Below are 25,350 nucleotides of genomic sequence, written 5' to 3'. Positions count from 1 at the left end.
GAAGTTTCCGCGCCGCGAGGGGTTTACGCGGGTTTCAGTCCCGGCTCAACTAAACTGTAAATCTGGTTATTGAGTGTCGGCGCCGTGGCCAGTTCGTGAATGTGCCTGGCAACATCCGCGCGCATCACAAAGCCATGACACTCCTCGGCCTGTATGCGTTGCGCCAGACCTGTGGTTTCACCATTCAGCAAACCGCCGGGGCGGAGAATGGCGTAGTCCAGTAGACTGGTTTGTAGCCAGCTTTCAGCCAACGATTTTTCCCGTACGGCCTGGCCAAATGCGGCCCTGGCGCGTGGGGACAAAAAGGGCCAACTGTCGCCACAGCCCAGAGAGGTAACCAGAATCATGCGTTTGATCTCAGCTTTTTCTGCTTCATCAATGACGGTTCTGTGCGCCAGATAATCCTGGGCACCGCCCATGGAGGAGATCACCGTGGCATGCTGACCCGCTGCGCGACAGGCGCAGGCGGTGACCTGGCTGTCGCAGGCGTCGCCAATAAAGACCTGCACACCTTTTTCCTGCAGCCCGGCAGCAACCTGGGGATTGCGAACGACAGCAATCACCGGACGATGCTCCGCCAGTGCGAGCTCCAGCGTTTTCGCGCCGACGCCGCTTCCACCTGCACCAAAAATAAGCCATGGAGCCATCAGGCATGTTCCTTTAAAGATGAAGACAACGTGTGAAAGGCGCTGACCTGTTCGGCCAGCAGCTGTCGATGCTCATCGCGACCGAGGAAAATTTTGAACATAGCGCTACCCGCCTGGTTGAAGAAGAGAATGGACGCAGTGTCCATTCCCATAAATTTGCGTTCAATCAGGGCAATATGCGTGCAGTTTTCTGCCTTGATATGACCGGTCATGCCTTTTTTGCCGCGCAGGTTGAAGTAACCGTGGCGGTGGAATCCGGAAGGTAATTCACCGGTGAATTCCAGAATGACATCAGCAGTATGGACCAGGGTGGTGACTTTGCCCCATTCGCAGACGGTTTCCCAGACGGTATCAAATTGACTGCCGGAAACCAGCGTTGGGGAAGGGAGGTTTTTCACCACCTCCAGCAATGTAGTGTTGTACTGGGCTGCGATAGCTTCCAGCGTACCGTCCGGCTCAGTTTTCAAAAAATCCTGTAAAGAGACATGGCTCATTATTCACTCCTTTTATGGTTGCTCTACCGCAATGCGCGGCGCGTTAAGTTCCTGAATCAGTTCATCAAGAGACTGCAAAATATTGCTCGCCCAAAAACGCCCTTCATTGGTCAGGCGTACACAGGTGCTGGCATCTCGCGTCAGTCCTGCGTGATGCCATTGGGTCAGTAGCGGGGCCAGTTTTTGTGCATGAGGCGTCAGCTCATCCAGCGGAATGCGGGCCGTCTCAATACCAGCCTGGAGAGTGTGTCGCCACTGGAAACCACGCTCGGCGGTGCGCATCATCATCATTAGCGGTTTTTTTCCGGCGGCGATAGATTCATGCCATGTATTCAGGTTGCGCTCGACCATCCAGGAATAGCCATTGACTGACCCTCCTGCGCCAGAGCCGAATGCCAGACAGTCTGCACCCTGTTTAATCAGCAGGTTGTACAGATTGCGTTCCCGTGTGGTACGCGCCCAGTGGCTGTTGCTGATGCAGCGCCAGCCCGCGCTGTCCATGAAATCGCAGCCCTGAAGATAGAGATCGCGGCGTTCGGCGGGAGAGGGAACGGTTGTGCGCCCGGTTTCAACCGCTTTGCCAAGCGGTGTATTAGGGATCAGATTCAGCGCATAAAGATCTACGCCGTCGAGGCCGATGTCGCGGGCAATCGCCAGATCCTCGCCCCACAGTTTTGCGTCTTGTCCTGGCAGACCAAACAGCAGATCGCATACCACGGCGGCACGATCTCGTTTTACCAGTCCCTGCATAAAGGCCGTCGCGGTCGGGCCGTCCGAAGTACGCGCCATTTTCTTGCGGATTCGGCTGTTAAAAGACTGAATACCGATTGAAAATCTATTGGCGCCAGCGTCAAGGCAGGCATCAATTCGCGCATCGTCAAAATTGAGCACCCGTCCCTCAATGGTGATTTCGCAGTCCGGCGCCAACGGTAGCTTGTCACGCAGCGCGGTAATGATTCTGGCCAGGTCCTGTGCAGACAGCGCAGAAGGCGTACCGCCGCCAAAATAGACGGCGTGAATGGGGGCTGACTGATGTAATGCGCTATCAGCTTCCATCTCTATTTCGCGCAACAGCGCGTTGGTGTAGAGGGCGCAGTTGTCTTCTTCAAATCGGTTTTGATAAAAACCGCAGAAAGTACAATGTGTTGCACAAAAAGGAATATGCAAGTACACCAGCCGTTTACGCGGTGGGGTTGGCTGGTTGATGACCTCCTGCCAGGTCTGTGACAATAGCTCTTTGGCAACCGGGATCGCCCCACGCCAGGGCATCGTGGCGCGGCGATCCTTAAATGGCTGACTTCCCTCGAGCGCAAAATGCGCGGTGAGATCCAGCGAATGTTCAGTTTTCATTCTTCTTAATAAATCCAGTTAGTGAGGCCAGAATTGCTGGTGCAGGGCTTCAACCGCATCGGCGACGCGTGGTCCCATTCCCAGAATCAGCGCCTGGTCTACCGCCACAATGCGCTGGTTTTTCCAGGCCGCAGTGTGGGTAATACCGGCAATCGCGCTCAGGCGAGCCAGACCGCCATCGACCATTTGCGACGTCACCACGATCACCTCCGGGTTGGCGGCGATCAGTGACTCCGCGCTGTAGCTTTTATACTGCGCATGGGTGGCGACATTTTGTGCGCCTGCGAGGGTCATAATGGCATCGGCAACGCTGCCTTTTCCGGCGATCTGAGGTGCGCTGCCGCCAGCAGAGAGAATGAACATGGCTTTGACCGGCGCGTTTTTCGCCGCCACGCTGTGCTTAATACGCTCCAGACGTTGCTGCAGGCGATTGACTAGCGCCTCACCTTGGTCAGGAATGTGCAGTGTTGTAGCCAGTTCTCGAATGTTGGCGTACATCTGTTCGACGGTGGCCGGTACGCGCGGCAACGTCACGACGTTAACCTTTTGCGCCCGCAACTGATCCAACACGATTTGGGGACCTGCATCCTGCCAGGTGATAAAGCTGTCCGGATGGAGCGACAAAATGCCCTCGCTGCTTAACTGCTTCCAGTAGCCGATATGCGGGAGTGCGGCAGTTTCGGGCGGATACGAGGTGGTTTCATCAACGCCAACCACCCGGTTGCCGACGCCCATGGCGTATACCAGTTCACTAAGCGAGCCGCCCGCCACCACCAGGCGGTCGGCGGACTGGGCACTGAAAACGCAGGCGAGGCTCAGTAAGCCAATCATGAGCTTTTTCATCGTCAGAAATTCCACGCAAAGCCAACGGCGGCATTGAAACCAGCATCTGGAATAGATTCATGTGCGGTTCTGTAACGCTTATCGGTCAGGTTGTTGAGCGCGAGGTTGACCTGATACTGGTCCTGCGGACCGAACTCGGTGTTGAATGCGAGGTTAAGTGTGGCCCAGCCTGGGTAGTTGATTTCCGTGGTGCCGGTATTATCTTTAGCGCTGGACGCCGCGCGGATAAAGGCATCGGACGTCACGTTAGCGACATTCATCAACCAGGTATGTTTCAGGCCGACACGCCCGGTCAGCGTGGGTTCGCCGGTATCCCAGGTTTTTAGGGTATTGCCTTCGTACTGACGGCGAATGAGATTACCGCTCAGGTAAGGTGAAACCGCCCAGCCGTTGTATTCTGCGGTGAGTTCCATGCCCCAGGTTTTGGCCCGATCGATGTTTTCGTAGTAGTAATAGCCGCCCCGTGAAGAGGTGGTATTACCGCTGCAAACGGGTTGGCCTGAACAGGCCAGGCTGGCGATATAGTCTTTGGCTTCGGAGTAATAAATGGCGCCGTCAATCAGCCACATATTCCCTTTATACCGTGCGCCCAGCTCATAGTTATTCGAGTGTTCCGCCTTCAGGTTTGGGTTGCCGTAGGTCACGCTTCCGCCTGCGGACGTCTGCATAAACAGCTGAGTCAGCGTGGGGAAAACATAGCCCTGGGCATATGCTGCCCGGAGTTCAAGATCTTTAAAACCGGAATAGCGTAGGCTGGTTGAGGTCACCAGTTCATCATCGTGTACTGAATTTCCCCCGGTGGAATGCCAGGTGCTGCCGCTGCTTTGCAGGGTTTGCGTATCGTTGCGATTGAGCTTCGAAGACAGCCAGTACTGGCGTGCGCCTACGGTCCAGGTCCAGTCATCGGCAAAGCGCCAGTCGTTTTGCGCGAACAATGAGGTGTTGCTTTGCTCCGCTTCGTTGTATGACAGGGTGCGGGTTTGCGTATCGAAGAAGCCGGTAGCTGCGGTCTGGCGCGTACTGCCGTCTGTGTCCTGTTTGATTTTGTCATGCTGATATTGAGTGCCAATCACCAGCTCGTTGTTCGCGGGAAGGGAGAAATTGCCCTGCAGCGTTACCCCCTGGGTATACTGTTTGTCGTTGGTATTGGTTTGATTGTTTATCGTCAGCGCTTTAATCGCCGGGCTGGGGATTACCTGAGTCGTTTTGACCCGGTTTTCAAATTTGCGCTCTATTGTCTGGGTGTATGCGTCAACATGGATTTTCTTCAGGTAATCCCCGCCAGCCGCGTAGTCGTAGAAAAGACCGATTTTCTCGCGTTCCAGCTTAGGTATTTTGACGCTAAAGTCGTCGAACTGGCCCTCTGGATCGTCAAACCAGGTTTGAGTAGACAGTTTGTAACGATCGAGGGAGAGTCCGATTTTATGGCGATCGAAATTGTAGCCAAGCCACACGCCCTGGCCGTTATTACGGAAATTGGTGTCGGGCAATCTCCCGTCAGGCGTATCGCGGTCCCCCTGGTCGGAATAGCTGCCATTGATGCGGTAGTCAAAGTTTCCGATGCTGCCCCAGGCTGCTGCTGATTCTTCCCATCCTGCCGTTGCGGAGTTATAAACGGCCTTAACGCTGCCGCCGAGAGGCTTATCGCCGCCTTTTTTCGTAATAAAGTTTACGACACCGCCAATCGCCTGCGAACCGTAAAGGACAGAGTAGGGGCCTTTTACTACTTCAATCCGTTCCAGCGCGGATTCGTCAATCAGCAAACCGGCCCCGTAGTTTTGCCCGGCGCGCTGGTAGCTGACAACCTGGCCGTCGATCAAAATCAGCACCCGCGAAGAGGCTTCGCCACGGATACGAATTTGTTTCCGGCCAGCGAGGGCGTTATCGGTGACTTCGACGCCAGGAATATCTTGTAAATCATCAGCAATAGAAACGCTGGTGGAGTTTTGCAGCGTCTGGCGATCGATAACCTGAATAGTTGCCGGGCTATCCCAGAGACTACTTTCAGAGCGGTTAGCCGTGACGATCACCGTATCATCGTCGGGCGCTGAAGCGTGTGTTGTAGAGGTAGCTGCAGAAGCAGCGCCGGACATGCATAATGTCAGGGCTGAAAGAATAAATGGCCTTTGGTTAATCCGTGGCAACATAAGAGAACCTTTATTAAATGTAAATGATCATCATTATCATTCGCATTTGTATATAAAAATGTTTCCCTTTGTTCAATATGAAAGATGCATAACCAATATATCTTTTGATTTGAGTCAATTTTGTACGGTCAATAAATACTGAAATGTGATCTGTATCGGGTATAACAATGTGAATAGAAAGGATTTATTCATCTCTTTGTTGGCTTATAATGTGCAGATTTCTCGGGTAAATGATTACGGCAATCTGGGCTATAATGTGGCTCAGCACCAACAAGCACCGCGGGGGAAATGTGAATATTAGCGATGTTGCGAAAAAAACCGGTTTAACCAGCAAAGCCATTCGCTTTTATGAAGAGAAAGGACTGGTGACGCCGCCGCTGCGTAGTGACAATGGCTATCGCACTTACAACCAACAGCATCTGAATGAACTGACGTTGCTGCGTCAGGCGCGGCAGGTTGGATTTAATCTGGAAGAGTGCGGCGAGCTGGTAAACCTGTTTAACGATCCGGCGCGTCACAGCGCGGATGTGAAAAAGCGCACCCTGGAAAAGGTGGCGGATATTGAGCGGCATATCAGTGAGCTGCAGGCCATGCGCTTGCATTTACTGGCGCTGGCGGACAGTTGCCCGGGTGATGACAGCGCTGAATGTCCGATTATGGATAATCTCTCCGGCTGCTGCCATCACAAAGCGAAGGCTTAACGGCGAGAAGGATTAAGCATAAACACCACCGTACCGCGGTACCACGGAGATTTCTCAAGCTGCGCTTCAGCCAGTGGATCTCGGCTACCGTTTTGCACCAGTCCCAGCTTAAATGGAATGCGCAGGCGGCTCAGCGCGGGTAGATACGCCTGATAATTCGTCACCGTGCGACGCCCCTGATAGCTTTGCACCACCAGTTCATCGACCGCCAACGCGTTCAGCGTAGCGACGTCGCCCGTTTTTGCCCAATCCAGTAGTCCGGTTACCCCTAGCGCAAACTCGGCCGGGAGCTGTTGGCGCAGTTGCTGCAGAAAGCGGGCGTAGTCGGTCAGTTGATGGGTCGCTGCGTCAAAATCAACCTGCAGGCCGACGACGTTATTCCCGGCGGTCTGCCAGCGCTGCATCAACCGTATGATACGCGCCGGGATCTCTTCCGGTACGTCGAGGGTTGTAAAGCGTACGGTCAGCCAGATTGAGGGAAAAGACAGACGACTGACCGGCAGTCCGAGGCGCTGGAACACCACGTTACCGGAACGAACCAGTACCTCGCCCTGGTGCAGATAAACCGTTTGCGCGTCTTTCAGCTCGTCACTGGCTTTCACCCCAGACCACAGCCAGAAGGCTGAATGTTCACGGGCGGCGACGATATCCGCTGCCTGTGCCTGGCCGAGAAGCAGTGCGGTTACCAGTAATATTTGAGTTTTTGCGCCCACGGGCTTCCCGGATACTGCGTTTTCAGTTGGGTGAACCAGCCCTTACGCTGCAGTTTATCCACGTCTTCACCGCCGCATTCGTTAGCGCCTGATGGCGCATAGCACATGATGGCGCGATACAGCGCGAAGCTCTTATCTTCGACTTCCGCGGTGGGCGAGGTAATTACCTGCTGATAGTAGCTTTGCCTGTCGAACTGGCCGAAAGGTTTCTTGCGCGAGATAGCTGATTCAAGCACATCGTTGCCAGCGCTGTTTTTCCACAGATCAACATGTGTTTGCGTGGTGCGGAAGAATTCGCCAAGGCAGTTCAGCGCGTGAGCATCATCCGCTTTTTTGCTCAATACCGTTACCGTTTCATTGAGGCTGCGGCACGTATAACCCGCCTGCGCCGTGTCGCCATTCCAGTCGAGTATGCTCAGGTTAACGTCATCAAACGCTTCGCCAATGACCGGTGATGTAATCGCGCTAGCCAGTTTTCTGTCAGTAAGCCAGTCGCCAAAACGATTCTCTGTAAGATCCCGCACCAGCAGCGTATGCAGCGCAATGGTACGCTCTTCGTTATTCGGGCCATTAACGGCCTGCTGGCGCAGCAGTTCTGGCGTGGCCTGCGTTTTCAGCACCTGCGAGCGAAAGCGCAGGTTGGTCACCGCGCTATTCGGTGCGAAAACTGCCGCCACGTCGCCGCTATATACCAGCGTGGCGGCAAGCTTAGCCTGCACATATTGCTGCTGTTCGTTATCCTGGCTGAGTTTTAACAACTGCTGCCAAAAATCGCGCGCCTCGGCCCATTTCTTCTGGCCCATCAACGCTTCGCCGTACAGCACCTGTTCGCTGAAGGCGAGGGTATCGTTAGCGGCAAGTTTCTGCGCTGGCGTAACTGCCTGAATAATTGCCGCGTAGTTGCCCGTTGCCAGCCACAGATTCAGTTGCAGGTCGCGCCATAGCGGCAGTTTTTGGCTCTGTTCAAACATCGGTTTGCTGGCGTCGAGCTTTGCCTGCGTCAGCGTGGGTTTGTTATTGTTATCCAGGCGCAGCGCGCGTAGTAGTTCGATATAGCTGACTCGCGGCGCGTCGGGGAAGGCCTCAACGACGGACTGGTCGTAGAACGCCATGCCATAGACATTATCGTATTCGATGACATTTTCGCGCAGTTGCCGTGCGTCAGCCGACTGCTTCAGCGTCTGTTCATACAACCCGGCCAGCTGCGGCCATGACTGTAAATACCAGTTGATGCGACGCAACATGCCTCGTGAAGAGTCAGCGTAGAGTCCTTGGGGAAAACTCTGCAGATAGGCCTGCGCCAACTCTTGAGCCTGAGTGGCATCCTCGCGATTAATTTTCGCAATATCAAAATCGCCGTACTCGCCCACGCTGTTCTGACTGCTCTTGTTCAACGCCGTGCGCATCAGCATGTATTGCGCGGTCTCTGCTAACCACGGACGATCGCTTGTAGCAAGTTGAGTGAAATCCCGTTCGGCACTGGCATAATCACCGGCATAGAAACTGGCGGCTGCTGCCAGATAGTTTTTATAGGGCAGAGCTTGAGAATCTGCCGGGAAGGTGGCAAGAGAAGACTCAATTTGCTCGCGGGTTGCCCCAGAAAGCAGTCCCGTACGCGCCTGGGCTAAAGCCTGACGCTGTTCCGCTGTTAATGTGGAATCGGCCAACAGCGCGGCAAAAAAGGCGCTAACGCTCTCGGCGTTATTCGAAACATGACGGTTCTCTAGCTCAGCGTCATTGATGTTTATTTCGTCGGCGCTAATGTTCAGCTCGGCCATCTGTCGGGAGAGAGGACTGTCCGCGGCGGATGCCTGAGCTGCCGCTGTTTGCGGGGCAGCCTCATCCCATTGCGGGTGATAGGCAAAATAGAAATCTCGGGAGCGAGTGATGTCTGCGGGCATCGACTGCACGGGCAGAACAAATGATTTTTCCTGGCTCAGCAGCCGCAGCAGGTTGTCGCGGCTGTCGTTTTCAGGGTTAAAGGTCGGCGTTCCCTTCAGCAGGCAGCTGTCGTCGCTCCATTTGCAGTCTTCCATATCGAACGAAGCGAATGCCTGCGGGGCGGCGGTCAGCAATGTGCAAAGGGCAAAGGCAAGGGATGTCTTCCTGACCATAGTCTTATTTCCTGTCTCTTTAGTGTGATACCGCTTTTATAATCAGGGTGATTCCCTCAACGGCAATGACTTCAACCTGCGTTCCGGCGCTCAAATCGTCACGGGCGCTAACGGGCCAGGAACTGTCGCCGACGCGCATATGTCCGCGACCATTGACCAGGTTAGTTTCCAGAGTAAATCGACGGCCAACTAACTGTTGTCCACGTTGATTAAGATGGCTGTCGGCCGGCTGCTGCTCCTGAACGCGTCTTGCCAGCCACTTCCACCACAGCCAGGCCGCCAGCAGGGTGAGGGCGGCGAACATCGCCCCCTGCCACGCCCAGTCTAGCGGAACGAGCCAGACGACCAGACCGGTAATCACCGCTGCCACGCCGCTCCACAGCAGATAACCGTTACCGCCCAGCATCTCGGCGGCCAGTAACAGACCACCGAGGCTGAGCCAGAAAATATGCGGGTGCACCAGAATCATCGCTATCATGATTTTTTCCGCTCGCTGGCGCTGTCCTTAACCAGTTCGGCGATCCCGGCAATGGAGCCCATCAGGCTGCTGGCATCCAGCGGCATCATCACCACTTTGCTGTTATTCGACGAGCCGATATGCTGCAGCGCTTCAGTGTATTTCTGTGCCACGAAGTAGTTCACGGCCTGAATATCCCCGGCGGCAATGGCTTCAGACACCATCTGTGTTGCGCGGGCTTCTGCTTCTGCGGAACGTTCACGCGCTTCAGCCTGTAAAAATGCGGACTGACGTTCACCTTCCGCGATGAGGATTTTCGACTGCTTCTCACCTTCGGCCTTGACGATTTCCGCCTGGCGGATCCCTTCGGCTTCCAGAATGTAGGCGCGCTTGGTACGTTCGGCTTTCATCTGCGCGTTCATGGCGTCAATCAGTTCCGCCGGTGGACGCACGTCACGAATCTCAATACGGGTGATTTTGATGCCCCAGGGATTGGTGGCCTCATCAACAATATGCAGCAGGCGCGTGTTGATGTTGTCACGCTGGGAGAGCATTTCATCGAGCTCCATCGAGCCGAGAACAGTACGAATGTTGGTCATGGTCAGGTTGATGATCGCCAGTTCCAGGTTGCTGACTTCATACGCGGCTTTCGGCGCGTCGATCACCTGAATAAAGCACACAGCATCAATCGAGACGTTGGCGTTATCTTTGGAGATGACTTCCTGAGAGGGGATATCAAGCACCTGTTCCATCATATTGATCTTACGACCAATGCGGTCCATGAACGGTACAACAAGGCTTAAACCCGGTTGCAGGGTTTTGGTGTAACGGCCAAAACGCTCTACCGTCCACTGATATCCCTGCGGGACGATTTTGACGCCTGCGCCGACGATCACCAGCGCGACAAAAATAAGAATAGGAATAAAAATGAGCATTGATGAAACCTCCTGTTGTGCTGTCCTTTACTGCCTCATTAGTCAAATTATACCCGATTTATCAAGGTGGGCTCCCCTATAATAAATTACAGGGATAGACTATCTGCACGAAAGATGTAAAAAGGGATTGGTAATGGAAGAAAGCAGCATTCTGCTTCAGTTAAAAAATGTCGCATGGCAGGCAGGGGCGACGCAGGTTCTTAATAACATCTGTTTTGATCTCCGCGCCGGAGAATTTAAGCTGATTACCGGCCAGTCCGGCTGCGGTAAAAGTACGTTACTCAAGATAGTCGCGTCGTTAATTAGCCCGAGTTCCGGTGAAATCCTTTTTGAGGGTAAGGAGATATCAACGCTTAAGCCTGAAGCTTATCGCCAGCAGGTCTCTTATTGCGCGCAAACGCCCGCTTTGTTCGGTGATACCGTCTACGACAACCTCATTTTTCCCTGGCAAATCCGCGATAAACGCCCGGAACCGGATGTGTTTCTGGAAGACCTGGCCCGTTTTCAGTTACCCGAGACGATCCTCAAAAAAAATATCAATGAGCTATCTGGTGGCGAAAAGCAGCGCGTCTCGTTAATTCGTAATTTGCAGTTTCTGCCGAAAATCCTGCTGCTTGATGAAATCACCAGCGCACTGGATGAGTCCAACAAACGTAACGTGAACGAATTAATTCACCACTATGTCCGCGACAAGAATATTGCCGTGCTGTGGGTGACGCACGATAAAGATGAGATTAATCACGCGGATAATGTCATCACTCTTCAACCGCACGCCGGAGAAATGCAGGAAGTCAGCAATGAACGAGCATAATATTACCAATGAATCCCTGGCGTTAGCGATGATGCTGGTGGTGGTCGCGATACTGATCAGCAACAAAGAAAAGCTGGCGCTGGAAAAAGATATTCTCTGGAGCGTTTGCCGGGCAGTGGTTCAGCTTATTATCGTGGGCTACGTGCTGAAATATATTTTCGGCGTCAACCATAGCATTCTGACCTTATTGATGGTGCTGTTTATCTGCTTTAACGCGGCCTATAACGCGCAAAAACGCAGTAAATATATTGATAAAGCTTTTCTCTCGTCGTTTATTGCTATTACGGTGGGAGCGGGGCTAACGCTTTCGGTGCTGGTTCTTTCAGGCTCTATCGAGTTCACGCCGATGCAGGTCATCCCGATCTCCGGCATGATTGCAGGCAATGCGATGGTGGCGGTGGGGCTGTGTTACAACAATTTGGGGCAGCGGTTTAACAGCGAGCAGCAGCAAATTCAGGAAAAACTCAGCCTCGGCGCAACGCCGAAGGTGGCTTCTGCACCGCTTATTCGCGACAGCATTCGCGCCTCGCTGATCCCGACGATTGATTCAGCGAAGACCGTAGGACTGGTGAGTTTACCGGGAATGATGTCAGGACTGATCTTTGCAGGTATTGACCCGGTAAAAGCAATTAAGTATCAGATTATGGTGACGTTTATGCTGCTTTCGACCGCCAGCCTGTCGACCATTATCGCCTGCTACTTAACCTATCGAAAATTCTATAACTCACGTCACCAATTAGTGGTAACGCCATTAAAGAAACCGTGATGTGATGCCGTATGGCGGCTACCGCCATATCCGGCCGACGGGAATGAGGTGTTGGTTGTGTTTGTAAGCCCGATAAGCGTAGCGCCATCGGGCATGATGAACCAATTAGTACAGCAGCGCGTACAGCTGGCGGCGGTATTTCGAAGCCAGCGCATCACCGGTACCCAGTGCGGCAAGGATCTCCTGGAAAGTCTTACGTGCCTGACCGTCGGCAGCCGTAAGATCTTTCTTCAGGTGGCTGAACAGTAATTCCAGCGATTCCTCGTTACGTCCGACCTGGTGCAATTGAATAGCCAACTGCGTTGCCAGCGCCGCATCCTGTGGATTGCTGGCGACCTGCTGCTGCAACTGTTGGATTTCCGGTGTATCAGCGGCCTGCTTCAGCAGTTCGATCTGTGCGATAAGCCCTTGATAGCGGGTGTCCTGATCCTGCAACGGAATGGTTTTCAGCACCGCTTCGGCTTCGTCAGAACGGTTCAGGGCGATTTGCGTTTCCGCCAGCAGCAGACCGATTTCGCTGCTCTGGTTGGAGATCTGCCAGGCTTCTTTCAGCAGCGGCAGCGCATCCGCGTGATTACCGGCTTCGATGAATTCGATAGCCTGGCGTGCTTTCAGCTCTTCTTCGCTCGGCAGCACTTTCTCCAGCAGCGCGCGAATAACCTCTTCCGGTTGCGGACCCTGGAATCCATCTACCGGCTGGCCGTTCTGGAACAGATAAACCGTAGGGATCGCGCGCAGACCAAACTGGGAGGCGATCATCTGCTCGGCGTCGCAGTCCAGCTTAGCGAGAATAAACTGACCGTTATACTGGGCGGCAAGGTTCTCCAGTACCGGCGTTAATTGCAGACAATGCTGGCTGCGCTCAGACCAAAAATAGAACAGGACCGGCGTGGTCATCGACTGTTCGAGGGTCTGCTGTAGGTTCGATTCGTTAATGTTAACAATATTCTGTGTGGACATGGAGTTACTCTCTTTTGTCGATTTCTTGTTACATGGGGGCTGACGCGCGAGCTTCAACTCAACCCTGTAAAATTTTGTCCATTATGCGGCCTGGCAACAGGCGTTTAAGCAGCATCACTGCCCAGGTCACCAGCGTAACCGGATAACGTAGCTTTGGTTTATCGCTCTCAAACGCATGACGCACTTTGGCGACAACCGCTTCTGGTCCCAGCGTAAAACGCGCGGCAATGCCGGGATTTTCAACGGGAGCATCGCTCTGGGTCTGGTTGACGTTTTCGGTAAAGCGGGTACGGATGGGGCCGGGTTCAATCAGGCTGACCTTAATCCCGCTGTGGCGCAGTTCCATACGCAGTGCGTCGGACCAGGCTTCCAGTGCATATTTGCTGGCGGCATAGGCGCCGCGTCCCGGCGTTGAGATCAATCCCATCACCGATGAGGTCATCACAATGCGCCCTTCGCCGTGGGGTAACATGGCAGGTAACAGGCGCATGGTAAGCTGATGTGCGCCAAAGAAGTTGGCGGAAAACTGCTGTTCCATCTGTTCACGGCTGATGGTGGGCAGGGGACCATAGACACCGTATCCGGCGTTGTTAAAGATCCCATATAAACGATTATCGGTCAGGGCGATCACTTCATCGGCGGCACGATCCACGCTTTCGGGTGAATCCAGATCCAGCAACACGCCAGTGAATCCCATGCTGTTCATACGCGCGACATCGTCAGGTTTGCGACAGCCTGCCAGAATTTGAAAACCCTGGCGCTTTAGCTCAAGCGCACTTTCCAGGCCGATTCCGCTGGAACATCCTGTTATTAAGACCGATTTTTGCATAACTTTACCTGTCAGGATCTCCGTTGAATTACGAGTCGTGATTTACTAGAGGTGTGAGATGTTGCGCCATCCAGTCGGCGATAAACGGCTGGGCGTCACGGTTAGGATGAATACCATCATCCTGCATCCACTGGGGTTTCAGATAAACCTCTTCCATAAAAAAGGGCAGCAGAGGGATATCAAACTCTTTGGCGAGCTTTGGATAAATCGCGCTAAAGGTTTCATTATAACGGCGACCGTAGTTTGCCGGCAGACGAATTTGCATTAATAGCGGTTCGGCATTTGCCGCTTTCACGTCCTGCAAAATCGTGCGCAGGGTTTGTTCGGTTTGCGCAGGCGCAAAGCCGCGCAGGCCATCGTTGCCGCCAAGTTCGACCAGTACCCAACGCGGCTGGTGCTGCTTGAGTAATGCAGGCAGACGGGCCAGGCCCTGCTGCGAGGTGTCGCCGCTAATGCTGGCATTCACCACTGGCGTTTTGGTTTGCCATTTATCATTAAGTAGCGCAGGCCACGCGGCGCTGGCGGACATTCGGTATCCGGCGCTCAGGCTGTCACCCAGAATTAATAACGTGTCCGCTGCGGCGGCGCGGAAAGTTAACAGGACCAGGAACAGGAAAGGCCAATGCCAGCGGAAAACATTGTTGAAGTTCATCATCTTAAGAAATCCGTCGGTCAGGGTGATCATGAGCTATCCATCCTTACCGGAGTTGAACTGGTTGTCAAACGCGCCGAGACCATTGCGTTGATTGGCGAGTCGGGATCGGGGAAATCCACGCTGCTGGCGATTCTCGCCGGGCTTGACGATGGCACCAGCGGTGAAGTCAGCCTGGTGGGGCAGGCGCTGCACACCATGGACGAAGAAGCCCGGGCGCAGCTGCGGGCGCGGCACGTGGGTTTTGTCTTCCAGTCATTCATGTTAATTCCGACCCTCAACGCGCTGGAAAACGTCGAACTGCCCGCGCTGTTGCGCGGCGAAAATAGCGGAAAAAGTCGTGACGGGGCAAAAACGCTGTTGGAACAACTGGGACTGGGAAAACGTCTTGATCATCTTCCGGCCCAGCTTTCCGGCGGGGAGCAGCAGCGCGTGGCGCTGGCGCGAGCGTTTAACGGTCGCCCTGACGTGCTGTTTGCCGATGAACCAACGGGCAACCTCGATCGCCAGACCGGAGACAAAATAGCCGACCTGTTGTTTTCTCTGAACCGGGAACACGGCACCACCCTGATTCTGGTGACGCATGACCCGCAGTTGGCGGCGCGTTGCGACAGGCGCTTACGTCTGGTGAATGGACAGTTGCAGGAGGAGGCATGATTGCACGCTGGTTCTGGCGCGAATGGCGCTCGCCTTCACTACTGATTGTCTGGCTGGCGCTGAGCCTGGCGGTAGCCTGTGTGCTGGCGCTGGGCAATATCAGCGATCGTATGGAAAAAGGGCTGAGCCAGCAAAGCCGTGAGTTTATGGCGGGCGATCGGTCGCTACAAAGTTCGCGTACCGTGCCGAAAGCGTGGATTGACGAGGCGCGACAGCGTGGCCTGAAGGTGGGCGAACAGTTGACCTTTGCTACCATGACTTTTGCCCGGGATACGCCGCAGCTGGCGAACGTCAAAGCGGTAGATGATGTGTATCCGATGTACGGCACGCTGCAAACCAACCCGCCGGGACTGAAACCGCAGCCGGGCTCGGTGCTGCTGGCCCCACGTCTGATGGCGCTACTCAACTTAAAAGTCGGTGATTCCATCGACGTTGGCGATGCCACGCTGCGTATTGCCGGGGAGGTGGTGCAGGAGCCGGACTCTGGTTTTAATCCGTTCCAGATAGCACCGCGTCTGATGATGAACATGGCGGATGTCGAAAAAACGGCGGCGGTCCAGCCGGGAAGCCGCGTGACCTGGCGCTATAAATTTGGCGGGACGCCATCGCAACTGGAAGCCTATGAAAAGTGGCTGCTGCCACAGTTAAAGCCTGAACAGCGCTGGTATGGGCTGGAGCAGGATGAAGGGGCGCTGGGGAAATCACTTGAGCGTTCGCAACAGTTCTTGCTGCTTTCGGCGCTGTTAACGCTGTTGCTAGCGGTCGCCGCGGTTGCCGTGGCTATGAGCCATTATTGCCGCAGCCGTTACGATCTGGTGGCTATTCTGAAAACGCTCGGTGCGGGCAGAGCGCAACTGCGCAGGCTGATTGTTGGTCAATGGCTGATGGTGCTGGCGCTGTCTGGCGTGACCGGCGGACTATTCGGACTGTTATTCGAGCGCGTGCTGGTGCTGCTGCTCAAGCCGGTTCTGCCTGGAGAACTACCGCCTGCCAGCCCCTGGCCGTGGTTATGGGCACTAGGCACCATGACGGTGATTTCGCTATTGGTGGGGTTACGCCCTTACCGCCTGCTGCTGGCAACGCAGCCGCTGCGGGTGCTGCGCCGTGACGTGGTGGCAAACGTCTGGCCCCTGAAGTTTTATTTGCCGGTGGTCGTGATAGTCGTGATTGCACTGCTTGCTGGACTGATGGGCGGAAGTCCACTGCTGTGGGCGGTACTGGCTGGTGCGGTGGTACTGGCGCTGTTGTGCGGGGTGCTCGGCTGGATGCTGCTCAACGTGCTGCGTGGTCTGACGCTCTCCTCACTGCCGCTGCGTTTGGCGGTCAGTCGACTGTTACGCCAGCCGTGGTCAACGCTCAGCCAGCTATCGGCATTTTCGCTTTCCTTTATGCTGCTGGCGTTGTTACTGGTGCTGCGCGGCGATCTGCTCGACCGCTGGCAGCAGCAAATGCCACCGGAAAGCCCGAACTATTTCCTGATCAACATTGCCACCGAGCAGGTGGTTCCGCTGAAGGCTTTCCTGTCCGAACATCAGGTGATCCCGGAATCGTTCTATCCGATTGTGCGGGCGCGTCTGACGGCGATCAATGAGAAGCCGACCGAAGGCAATCAGGATGAGGCGCTGAACCGCGAGCTTAACCTGACCTGGCAGGATACCCGACCGGATCATAACCCGATAACCGCCGGAAGTTGGCCGCCAAAAGCGGGCGAAGTATCGATGGAAGAGGGGTTAGCGAAACGGCTGAACGTCAAACTCGGCGATCGGGTGACTTTTATGGGCGATACCCAGGATTTCAGCGCCACGGTCAGCAGTCTGCGCAAAGTGGACTGGGAAAGCCTGCGGCCCAACTTCTTCTTTATCTTCCCCTCCGGCGCGCTGGATGCTCAGCCGCAAAGCTGGTTAACCAGCTTTCGCTGGGAGAACGGCAACGGCATGCTAACGCAGCTTAACCGCGAATTCCCGACCATCAGCCTGCTGGATATTGGCGCCATCCTCAAACAGGTGAGCCAGGTGCTGGATCAGGTGAGCCGCGCACTGGAGGTGATGGTGGTACTGGTCACCGCCTGTGGCATGCTGCTGCTATTGGCGCAGGTCCAGGTCGGGATGCGTCAGCGTCATCAGGAGTTGGTGGTCTGGCGCACGCTGGGAGCAGGTAAGAAGCTGCTGCGTACCACGCTGTGGTGCGAGTTCGCCATGCTCGGGATGGTTGCCGGACTGGTGGCGGCCATCGGTGCGGAAACAGCGTTGGCGGTACTGCAAACCAAAGTGTTTGATTTCCCGTGGGAGCCAGACTGGCGACTGTGGGTAGTATTACCATTTAGTGGAGCATTGCTGCTCTCTTTATGCGGCGGATGGCTCGGTTCACGTCTGCTAAAAGGTAAAGCGCTGTTCCGTCAGTTCAGTAGTTAATTCATATTCGTGATGATTACGCACCGGTTTTAAAATCGGTGCGTCTTTTTTTCTATGTAGCACAAATTGATAACTCCTTGATATTTAACAGCACAGAACAATAAAAACCCAACAACACGAGAGTATTAATAAACGTTAATATTTGTGTGCTGAATAATTGGCAGGCTATCTATCAAGGTATAAATAATGACTATAAAAAAAACAGCGCTGGCGGTATCGATCGGCGCAGCAGTGGCATTAACGACTTTCGCTTCACAGGCGGAAATCACGGTCCTGAAACAAGATCCGCAGGCGGGCAACCCGCTGAGCCGTCTTAACTTCACCGTCGGCGGCAGTATTCGTCCGCAGTTCCAGAATATGGCCGGTGACGATGGTAAGAATGGCTACAAACGTAATGGCTTCGATGGCGGTACACGTTTCCGCTTCGCCGCTGACTACTATCTGTTTGATGATATCAGTTGGGTGAGCTACTACGAGCTGGGCGTTAACTTCCCGGCGATGTTCAACTGGGATAACCACTACGCTGACGGTGCCAACGATACCACGCGTCGTATGCTGTACACCGGTCTGAAGAGTGCAACCTGGGGTACGCTGACCTTCGGTCAACAAAACAGCATTTACTATGATGTAGTCGGTGCGAAAACGGATATCTGGGACTACGACATGATCGGTCAGGCGCCAGGTAACGGTATCAATGGCGACTATGATGGTTCCTATCGTACGCGCAAATCTCTGAAGTATAAGAATACCGTTGGTGATGTGGATCTCTACGCCTCTTATCTGTTCAGTGATGATTACAATCCGAACAACGGTCTGCGCTACAAGCGTAAAGGCGGCGGCTCACTGGGTGTGGATTATCACATTACCGATGACCTGACCTGGGGTACGGCGTGGAACTACACTCGCGCGGAAATGCGTGGCAACACCAGCAAAACCTACGATCAAAACATCGTCGGTACCGCGCTGAGCTGGAAACCGGACAACTGGACCTTCTCGATGGGCGGCGGTTGGTATCAAAACTTCATGACCACCAAAAAAGTCTCTGTTAACGACTACTTTGCCGGTGACGCCTGGGGTCTGGAATACTTCGCCGGCTACACCTTCCCGGTGGGGCAACATGCGCTGAAATCCGTTCAGCCGTACTTTATGGGCGACCGTATTGAGTACGTGAATGGCCGTAACTATCTGCGTACCGACAACGGCGTGGGGATCAGCTTCCAGCTGGATTACGGTTTCCGTGTTGACTACGAACACGTCTTTACCTCCAGCACCGACAATCTGGGTGACATGAACCTGGTTCGTCTGCGTTACGACTTCTAATCGAACGCCTGCCGCCCGATACGCTTGCGCTTATCGGGCCTAAGAAAGCTGTTGTAGGCCGGATAAGGCACTTGTGCCGACATCCGGCTTTTTCATACCTTCTTTCATTTAAAAACATACTCTGCAACATCATGAAATAATTTCAAGGACAGCAGGTTGTGATCTGTGTCATGTTAACAATCAGCCTGTTAACGGGCCAACAAGAACAACGTCGCAAGAACGGCGTGAGACATGACACCACAACGTTAAAATGGAGAGAATATGGGATTGCGTCAGAGTTTACGCGTCGCGACCGGGGCGCTGTTACTGGCCTGTGGATTACAGTTTGCTCATGCGAACAGTGACCCGCACACAATTGTGTTTGGCGTCGCGCCTGGGCCATACGGCGATATGGTGAAACAGGCCATTGCCCCCACGCTGAAAGAGAAAGGCTATAAGGTAGTGGTGCGCGAATTCAGCGATTACGTGCAGCCAAACATGGCGCTCTCCAACGGTAGCATTGATGCTAACCTGTTCCAGCATTCGCTCTATTTTGACAAATTCACTGCCGATAAAGGCCTGAAGCTGAGCAAGCTGATTGTGGTCCCGACGGCCGGGATGGGGTTTTACTCACATAAAATCAAAAGCCTGGATGAGTTGAAAAAAGGAGATGTGATCACGCTCTCCAACGATCCCACCAACCTGGCTCGCGGTCTGCGTTTCCTGCAGTCTATTGGCCTTATCACCATCAAAGACAATATTGATCCAACTAAAGCCTCCGAGCGCGATATCGCCAGCAATCCGAAAGGGCTGGTGTTTAAACCGCTGGAAGCGGCACAACTGCCGCGTACGCTGGACGGTGTGACCGGTGCGCTGGTCAACGGTAACTTTGCCGTGGCGGCAAAAATGGATCTCGCCAGCGCCATCAAGCAGGAACACCTGGACGAAAATCTGAAAAATATCATCGCGGTACGCAGTGAAGATGCGGATAAACCGTTCGCGAAAGATATTGTTGAGGCGGTGAAATCTCCGGCGTATCGCGCGGTGATCGACGATCCGCAAAATATCTACAGCGCCTTCCAGAAACCGGAATGGATGTCGTCAGCCCAATAATCGCTGCGCACAAGGGTTAACAGGGGCAGCGACGACTGCCCTTTTCGCATTTCTGAGGTGGCTATGATTGAGATTGAGAAAGTTTGCGTGGATTTTAGCGCAGGCCGTGGACCATCAACCCGGGCGGTTGATGACGTTAGCTTGCGCATTGGCGCAGGTGAGATATTTGGCATTGTCGGGACCAGCGGCGCGGGGAAAAGTACGCTGCTGCGCACCCTGAACGCCTTAACGCGTCCGAGCCAGGGAAGCGTGAAGGTGAACGGCGTAGAAATTTCCGCGCTGGAAGGGGGGCATCTACGTAAAGCCCGTCAGCGTATCGGTATGATTTTTCAACATTTTAACCTGATGCATACCCGTACCGTGGCGCAAAACGTCGCCTTTAGCCTGAAGGCTGCCGGATGGGAGCGCAGTAAAATTGGCCCGCGCGTGAGCGAAATCCTGGCGCTGGTGGGGCTGTCCGACAAGGCGAACCGCTTTCCGGTTCAGCTCAGCGGTGGGCAAAAGCAGCGTGTGGGTATTGCCCGCGCGATTGCCAATCATCCGGATGTGTTGCTGTGTGATGAACCTACTTCCGCCTTAGATCTCGAAACCTCAGCCACGATTCTGGCATTGCTTAAGCAGATCAACCAACAGTTGGGGATCACGATCGTGCTGATCACTCACGAGATGAACGTGATCAAATCGATTTGCGATCGCGTGGCGGTGATGTCCGGTGGCAAGGTGGTGGAGTCTGGTGAGGTGTTTGACGTTTTTGCTCACCCGCAGCACGCTTTCACCCAGCAGCTGGTGTCGCATACCCTCAATTTGACGCTGCCCGAGCGTCTGCGCCAGCATCTGCCTGGTCAGTTGCTAAAAATCCTGTTTATCGGTGATTCGGCGGAACAGCCGGTGTTGTCAGAAGTCGCGGTTAAATTTGGCGTGGCGGTGAACATTCTGCACGGCAAAATTGAATATATTGGCGAACGTGCGCTGGGGATTCTGGTCGTGCAGCTGACCGCGCCGCATAACCCTTCAGCGGTGGAAGTCGCCGTGGAACATATTCGTCAACGTACTGCACAGGTGGAGGTGATTCGTGGATGATTTATTGCCTGATTTGACGCTGGCGTTTAATGAAACCTTCCAGATGCTGAGCATCTCTACGGTGCTGGCAATTATTGGTGGTCTGCCGCTCGGTTTCCTGATTTTCGTCACCGACCGGCATTTATTCTGGCAAAACCGTTTTGTGTATCTGCTCAGCTCCGTGCTGGTGAATATCATTCGTTCGGTACCGTTTGTGATCCTGCTGGTTCTGCTGCTGCCGCTAACCCAGTTTTTGCTCGGGAATACCATTGGCCCGATTGCGGCGTCGGTCCCGCTCTCAGTGGCGGCAATCGCCTTCTATGCCCGTCTGGTTGATAGCGCGCTACGTGAAGTCGATAAAGGGATTATTGAAGCGGCGGAAGCGTTTGGCGCCAGCCCGATGCGCATCATCTGCACCGTTCTGTTACCTGAAGCGAGCGCGGGTCTGCTGCGTGGGTTGACGATAACGCTGGTGAGTCTGATCGGTTACTCCGCGATGGCCGGGATCGTTGGCGGCGGTGGAGTCGGCGACCTGGCGATTCGCTTTGGTTATTACCGCTACGAAACCCAGGTCATGATCGTCACCGTGGTGGCGCTGATTATTCTGGTGCAGGTCGTTCAGGTGCTGGGTGACTGGCTGGCAAAACGCGCAGATAAGCGCGACAGACACTGATCACTGTGCGTTAAGCCACTCGGCAACGTCCTGCCATGTGCCGCGAAAGACGATTTTCGCGGCTTTCTTTTCCAGCTGATAACGATACATCGGGTCGTAATACTCATTGAGCAACGGCACCAGCCAGCCCATATGGGCGTCGGTGCTGCCCGTTGCCTGCTGTTCGCGCAGAGCCTCGTCGAGCAGGGTGGTCAGCTCGGCAAAACGTTGTAAACCCAGACGACGGCGGATAGCAAACAGGCCGTGGTGCAGATACTCGCTGTACTCCTGCCAGCCCTGGCTCTCGCCATAAGCGTGGGTAAAATCGTGGTGCATCTTCACGAAATACTCTTCGCGTAGTCGCTCCAGACGACGCTCAAAAGGATCGTCCACCACCGCAATTGATGCCTGGGTCATGCGCTCGCGCAGGCATTCTGGCAGATGATTAGCCCCGATCATGCGGCCTTCATCTTCCAGTACCCACAGACGTAAATCCTGACGGCTATCGGTTTTGAGCATTTCAACCGCCAGCAGGTTTTCAAAACTCGCCTGACTCAATTGAGGTTCAACGGTGCGCCCAAACGAGGAGCCGCGATGGTGCGCCAGACCTTCGAGATCCACACCGTTTGGCTGCTGTTGCACCAGCTGCGTTTTACCGTTCCCGGTACAGCCGCCAATTAAGACGATCGGCTTTTGCACTAATTCTTCAGTCAGCTGTATCACTGCCTGGCGCAGGGCTTTGTAACCGCCTTTAATCAGCGGATAGTCAATACCGGACTCATGCAGCCACTGCTGCACAATATGCGAACGCTGACCGCCGCGCGCGCAGCATAAATAGCCTGCAGGATTTTGACGGCAGGCGTCCTGCCAGGCCCGCATTCTCTGTTGGCGGGTCTCACCCGAGACCAGTTGATGGCCGAGCGCGAGGGCGGCTTCGGGCCCCTGACGTTTATAACAGGTCCCGACGGCGGCACGTTCGTCATCGTTCATTAAGGGAAGGTTGATTGCGCCCGGCATTGCGCCCTGCTGAAATTCCACGGGGGCGCGTACATCGATTAAAGGCGTACCGGCGAGCAAAATTGCGCGGTAGTCCGTTCCATCGTTCATGTTTGATCCTGAAAATACAAAACAGCAATGGAGGGGATTTTACGCGCCAGAGGAGGGGCCGGGGAAGGATAAAATCAACTCCCCGGCATTATTGGCTTATTTCAGCTTTGACTGCGCCCAGATAATACCGCTGGCATATTCCGGCGGCAGCAGGGGGATAAGCGCTTCCAGCGTTGCGCTAAGGCGCGCGGTATCGCTGTCGCTCAGGTTCAGATGACCCACCTTACGCCCTTCACGCACCTCTTTGTCATACCAGTGCAGATGCACCAGCGGCAGCTTCAGCCAGTCGTAGTTCAGGTCGCTACCAATCAGGTTTACCATCACCGAAGGGTGGTTCACCACCGGCGTCGGTAATGGCAGGTTGGTAATGGCACGTAGATGCAACTCAAACTGGCTGATGCTGGCGCCGTTTTGCGTCCAGTGGCCACTGTTGTGCACGCGCGGAGCCAGTTCGTTAATCAGCAGACCTTCCGGGGTGATGAAACACTCCATCGCCATCACGCCGACATAGCCCAGCTCCTGCATGATGGCAGAGAGCATTGCTTCAGCCTGTTCCTGCTGTCTGGCGTTAGCCTGCGGGAATACCACGCTGGTGCGCAGAATGCCGTCCTGATGGAGGTTATGGGTCAGCGGATAGAAAACGGTGCTGCCGTCGTGCGCACGAGCGCCAACCAGTGAGACTTCACCGGAGAAGCTGATTCCCCGCTCGACGATGCACTCGCCGTAGCAGTCGTCCGGCAGTTGCTCAGTTTCATTTGCGCGCAAGCGCCACTGTCCACGTCCGTCGTAGCCGCCGACGCGACGTTTCACGATCGCCAGCTCGCCAAGTTTGTCGAATATCGCAGACCATTCGCTTTTATCTGCCAGCAGCTGCCAAGGCGCGGTCGCCAGACCGAGCTTGTCAAAAAGCTGCTTTTGCGTCAGACGGTCGGCAATAATCGGGAAGACGTCGCGGTTAACAAACGCCGGGTGGCGTGCCAGTTCGCGGGTGAGTGCCGTTTCCGGCCAGCGCTCAATCTCAGCGGTGATCACGCTTTGCTGAAAAGGGACCGCAGCCGGTTCAGCGTCCAGCCCGACGGGCCAGACCGCTATGCCCAGTGGCTCACCGGCCTGGCGCAGCATGCGCCCTAGCTGTCCGTTGCCAAGTACGCAGACCTGCTTCATGCGACACCTCGCGGGTCCGGGTTCTCCAGCACCTCATCGGTTTGCGCTTTGCGCCAGTCATGCAGACGCTGATGCAGTTCTTTATCGTGTGTAGCCAGAATTTGTGCTGCCAGCAGGGCCGCATTTGCCGCGCCCGCTTTGCCGATAGCCAGCGTGCCGACCGGAATACCGCGCGGCATTTGAACGATAGAGTAGAGGCTATCTACGCCGCTCAGCGCTGCGCTTTGCACCGGAACACCGAGGACAGGCACCAGCGTTTTCGCCGCAATCATGCCAGGCAAATGCGCTGCGCCACCGGCCCCGGCAATAATCACCTGATAACCGTTCTCTTCAGCGCTTTCGGCGAAGCTAAACAGTTTGTCTGGGGTGCGGTGGGCGGAGACGACTTCAACATGATGCGGAACGTCCAGGATTTCGAAGATTTCGGCGGCGAACTGCATGGTAGCCCAGTCGCTTTTGGACCCCATCACGATGGCGACACGCGCCGGATTATTGCGGGAAGACATGCGTCTGAAAACTCCTGTGGTGCACTACACTCGACTTTTGAGGCCACAGAGAATAGCATAATTTCACCGCCAAGGAAAACGATTGCGCGCTTTGCGCTTCACTCTTCAAGCTGCCTCTTTGTTGGCTGCATCTGCTCACCCCAGTCACTTACTTTTGTAAGCTCCAGGGGACTCACAGATTTGCCGCCTCGATGCAACTCGAATAGTTTTGTGTAAAGAGGAACTGGGTATCTGCAGAATTAAAACGGAAAGGCGATCAGTTCAACGTCGTCAGGGGTGACTTTGATCATCGAACCTTCGGTGTGCCATGCGCCTAAAACCACGCGGAAAGCGGGTTGCTCATTGGCCGTAAGCTCGTGGACGGCAGGGCGGTGGGTATGGCCGTGAATTAACCACTGAACCTGATGTTTTTCCATCTCGCTAATCACGGCCTGCTGATTCACATCCATGATTTCCAGCGATTTGGTGTGGTTGGCTGCTTTGCTGTTGGCACGCATTTTCGCAGCGATTCGCTGGCGAACGAACAGCGGCAGAGCGAGGAACAGCTTCTGTAACCAGGGTTGATGCACTTTGGCGCGAAATGCCTGATAGCCTGCGTCGTCGGTGCATAAGGTGTCGCCATGCATGATCAGCACCTTGCGGCCATACAGGTCGAGCACTTTTTCTTCGGGAAGCAAGGTCATGCCGCTCGCACGGGCAAAACGTTTACCGAGCAGAAAATCACGGTTACCGTGAATAAAAAAGCAGGGAACGCCGGAATCAGTCAGTGATTTTATCGCCGCGGCCATTTCACGATGCAGCGGATTAGGATCGTCGTCGCCAATCCAGGCTTCAAACAGGTCGCCAAGAATGTATAGCGCATCGGCCTTTCGCGCATCACCGGCTAAAAAACGCAGAAAACCGGCGGTGATCGCCGGTTCTTCTGTGCAGAGGTGAAGATCTGCAATAAACAGTGTCGCCACG

The 25,350-nt window shown here is 54.6% G+C and carries 25 protein-coding genes; 9 read left to right on the top strand and 16 right to left on the bottom strand.

Features of this window, described 5'->3' with window-relative positions:
- Nucleotides 1–23: 23 nt before the first annotated feature.
- Genes chuY through BZK40_RS13870 form a run of 5 tightly spaced genes read right to left on the bottom strand, consistent with a single transcriptional unit; the run spans nt 24 to nt 5,481 of the window.
- Complete coding sequence (gene chuY, locus BZK40_RS13890) at nt 24–647, bottom strand: anaerobilin reductase (protein ID WP_071445846.1); 624 nt, start codon at nt 645–647, stop codon at nt 24–26.
- The gene (hutX, locus tag BZK40_RS13885) at nt 647–1,141 is read right to left on the bottom strand and encodes a heme utilization cystosolic carrier protein HutX (RefSeq protein WP_032942563.1); all 495 of its coding nucleotides are present in this window, start codon (nt 1,139–1,141) and stop codon (nt 647–649) included. Before hutX ends, chuY begins: the two co-directional genes overlap by 1 nt.
- 12 nt (nt 1,142–1,153) lie before the next feature.
- A complete protein-coding gene (gene hutW / locus BZK40_RS13880) occupies nt 1,154–2,491 on the bottom strand; it encodes a heme anaerobic degradation radical SAM methyltransferase ChuW/HutW (RefSeq protein WP_008783980.1) in 1,338 nt (445 codons plus the stop codon).
- 18 nt (nt 2,492–2,509) lie between these two features.
- Entirely contained in the window at nt 2,510–3,334 is an 825-nt protein-coding gene (locus BZK40_RS13875; RefSeq protein WP_032942568.1) for a heme/hemin ABC transporter substrate-binding protein, read from the bottom strand.
- Between the two features lie 2 nt (nt 3,335–3,336).
- Entirely contained in the window at nt 3,337–5,481 is a 2,145-nt protein-coding gene (locus tag BZK40_RS13870; RefSeq protein WP_071445842.1) for a TonB-dependent receptor plug domain-containing protein, read from the bottom strand.
- Nucleotides 5,482–5,771: 290 nt separating this feature from the next.
- On the opposite strand from BZK40_RS13870, the gene cueR reads away from it, so the two are divergent.
- The gene (gene cueR / locus BZK40_RS13865; RefSeq protein ID WP_008783984.1) at nt 5,772–6,182 is read left to right on the top strand and encodes a Cu(I)-responsive transcriptional regulator; all 411 of its coding nucleotides are present in this window, start codon (nt 5,772–5,774) and stop codon (nt 6,180–6,182) included.
- On the opposite strand, the gene BZK40_RS13860 is transcribed toward cueR, so the two are convergent.
- From BZK40_RS13860 to BZK40_RS13845, 4 genes are read right to left on the bottom strand one after another with little or no spacing between them, the layout of a single operon-like run.
- A complete protein-coding gene (locus BZK40_RS13860) occupies nt 6,179–6,895 on the bottom strand; it encodes a DUF3142 domain-containing protein (RefSeq protein WP_079934839.1) in 717 nt (238 codons plus the stop codon). The genes cueR and BZK40_RS13860 overlap by 4 nt on opposite strands.
- Complete coding sequence (locus BZK40_RS13855; RefSeq protein ID WP_079934838.1) at nt 6,865–9,009, bottom strand: PA5441 family protein; 2,145 nt, start codon at nt 9,007–9,009, stop codon at nt 6,865–6,867. The genes BZK40_RS13860 and BZK40_RS13855 overlap by 31 nt, the downstream gene beginning before the upstream one ends.
- Nucleotides 9,010–9,028: 19 nt before the next feature.
- Complete coding sequence (locus BZK40_RS13850) at nt 9,029–9,487, bottom strand: NfeD family protein (RefSeq protein ID WP_032942572.1); 459 nt, start codon at nt 9,485–9,487, stop codon at nt 9,029–9,031.
- Nucleotides 9,484–10,401, bottom strand: a complete 918-nt coding sequence (locus tag BZK40_RS13845) for an SPFH domain-containing protein (protein WP_003831073.1) — start codon at nt 10,399–10,401, stop codon at nt 9,484–9,486. Before BZK40_RS13845 ends, BZK40_RS13850 begins: the two co-directional genes overlap by 4 nt.
- A gap of 133 nt (nt 10,402–10,534) precedes the next feature.
- Here BZK40_RS13845 and fetA point away from each other — a divergent pair, with 133 nt between their 5' ends.
- Nucleotides 10,535–11,212: an iron efflux ABC transporter ATP-binding subunit FetA gene (fetA, locus tag BZK40_RS13840; RefSeq protein ID WP_079934837.1), complete on the top strand. Its 678-nt coding sequence runs from the start codon at nt 10,535–10,537 to the stop codon at nt 11,210–11,212.
- The gene (fetB, locus tag BZK40_RS13835) at nt 11,199–11,978 is read left to right on the top strand and encodes an iron efflux ABC transporter permease subunit FetB (protein WP_008783989.1); all 780 of its coding nucleotides are present in this window, start codon (nt 11,199–11,201) and stop codon (nt 11,976–11,978) included. The genes fetA and fetB overlap by 14 nt, the downstream gene beginning before the upstream one ends.
- A gap of 105 nt (nt 11,979–12,083) precedes the next feature.
- Here the strand turns inward: fetB and BZK40_RS13830 are convergent, their stop codons facing one another.
- The 3 genes from BZK40_RS13830 to tesA are packed head-to-tail and all read right to left on the bottom strand — an operon-like array spanning nt 12,084 to nt 14,422.
- Nucleotides 12,084–12,938 (bottom strand): co-chaperone YbbN, encoded by an 855-nt coding sequence (locus BZK40_RS13830; protein WP_032942575.1) that lies wholly within the window; start codon nt 12,936–12,938, stop codon nt 12,084–12,086.
- 58 nt (nt 12,939–12,996) lie between these two features.
- On the bottom strand, nt 12,997–13,767 hold the full coding sequence (locus BZK40_RS13825; RefSeq protein WP_003835790.1) for an SDR family oxidoreductase: 771 nt from the start codon (nt 13,765–13,767) through the stop codon (nt 12,997–12,999).
- Nucleotides 13,768–13,795: 28 nt separating this feature from the next.
- The gene (gene tesA / locus BZK40_RS13820; protein ID WP_003021850.1) at nt 13,796–14,422 is read right to left on the bottom strand and encodes a multifunctional acyl-CoA thioesterase I/protease I/lysophospholipase L1; all 627 of its coding nucleotides are present in this window, start codon (nt 14,420–14,422) and stop codon (nt 13,796–13,798) included.
- Between tesA and ybbA the strand changes: the two genes are divergently transcribed.
- From ybbA to BZK40_RS13790, 6 genes are all read left to right on the top strand, one after another.
- A complete protein-coding gene (gene ybbA / locus BZK40_RS13815; protein ID WP_008783992.1) occupies nt 14,390–15,076 on the top strand; it encodes a putative ABC transporter ATP-binding protein YbbA in 687 nt (228 codons plus the stop codon). The genes tesA and ybbA overlap by 33 nt on opposite strands.
- Nucleotides 15,073–17,487 (top strand): putative ABC transporter permease subunit YbbP, encoded by a 2,415-nt coding sequence (ybbP, locus tag BZK40_RS13810; protein WP_079934836.1) that lies wholly within the window; start codon nt 15,073–15,075, stop codon nt 17,485–17,487. Before ybbA ends, ybbP begins: the two co-directional genes overlap by 4 nt.
- A gap of 186 nt (nt 17,488–17,673) precedes the next feature.
- The gene (locus BZK40_RS13805; protein ID WP_079934835.1) at nt 17,674–18,807 is read left to right on the top strand and encodes a porin; all 1,134 of its coding nucleotides are present in this window, start codon (nt 17,674–17,676) and stop codon (nt 18,805–18,807) included.
- 261 nt (nt 18,808–19,068) lie between these two features.
- Nucleotides 19,069–19,899: a MetQ/NlpA family ABC transporter substrate-binding protein gene (locus BZK40_RS13800; RefSeq protein ID WP_079934834.1), complete on the top strand. Its 831-nt coding sequence runs from the start codon at nt 19,069–19,071 to the stop codon at nt 19,897–19,899.
- Nucleotides 19,900–19,962: 63 nt separating this feature from the next.
- Complete coding sequence (sfbB, locus tag BZK40_RS13795; RefSeq protein WP_032942581.1) at nt 19,963–20,979, top strand: virulence-associated ABC transporter ATP-binding protein SfbB; 1,017 nt, start codon at nt 19,963–19,965, stop codon at nt 20,977–20,979.
- Nucleotides 20,972–21,631 (top strand): methionine ABC transporter permease, encoded by a 660-nt coding sequence (locus BZK40_RS13790; protein ID WP_003831085.1) that lies wholly within the window; start codon nt 20,972–20,974, stop codon nt 21,629–21,631. Before sfbB ends, BZK40_RS13790 begins: the two co-directional genes overlap by 8 nt.
- On the opposite strand, the gene mnmH is transcribed toward BZK40_RS13790, so the two are convergent.
- From mnmH to lpxH, 4 genes are all read right to left on the bottom strand, one after another.
- The gene (gene mnmH / locus BZK40_RS13785) at nt 21,632–22,717 is read right to left on the bottom strand and encodes a tRNA 2-selenouridine(34) synthase MnmH (protein ID WP_057067797.1); all 1,086 of its coding nucleotides are present in this window, start codon (nt 22,715–22,717) and stop codon (nt 21,632–21,634) included.
- A 96-nt stretch (nt 22,718–22,813) separates the two neighbouring features.
- A complete protein-coding gene (purK, locus tag BZK40_RS13780) occupies nt 22,814–23,881 on the bottom strand; it encodes a 5-(carboxyamino)imidazole ribonucleotide synthase (protein ID WP_079934833.1) in 1,068 nt (355 codons plus the stop codon).
- Complete coding sequence (gene purE, locus BZK40_RS13775; protein WP_008784000.1) at nt 23,878–24,387, bottom strand: 5-(carboxyamino)imidazole ribonucleotide mutase; 510 nt, start codon at nt 24,385–24,387, stop codon at nt 23,878–23,880. The genes purK and purE overlap by 4 nt, the downstream gene beginning before the upstream one ends.
- Nucleotides 24,388–24,626: 239 nt before the next feature.
- Nucleotides 24,627–25,349 carry a UDP-2,3-diacylglucosamine diphosphatase gene (gene lpxH, locus BZK40_RS13765; RefSeq protein ID WP_008784001.1) on the bottom strand — a complete coding sequence of 241 codons (723 nt, stop codon included), beginning with the start codon at nt 25,347–25,349 and terminating at the stop codon, nt 24,627–24,629.
- Nucleotide 25,350: the final 1 nt, after the last annotated feature.

It is taken from the genome of Citrobacter portucalensis (genome assembly GCF_002042885.1).
GTDB lineage: Bacteria > Pseudomonadota > Gammaproteobacteria > Enterobacterales > Enterobacteriaceae > Citrobacter > Citrobacter portucalensis.
The sequence above is the reverse complement of the archived record's forward strand: the minus strand, read 5'-3'. Positions and strand labels throughout refer to the sequence as shown.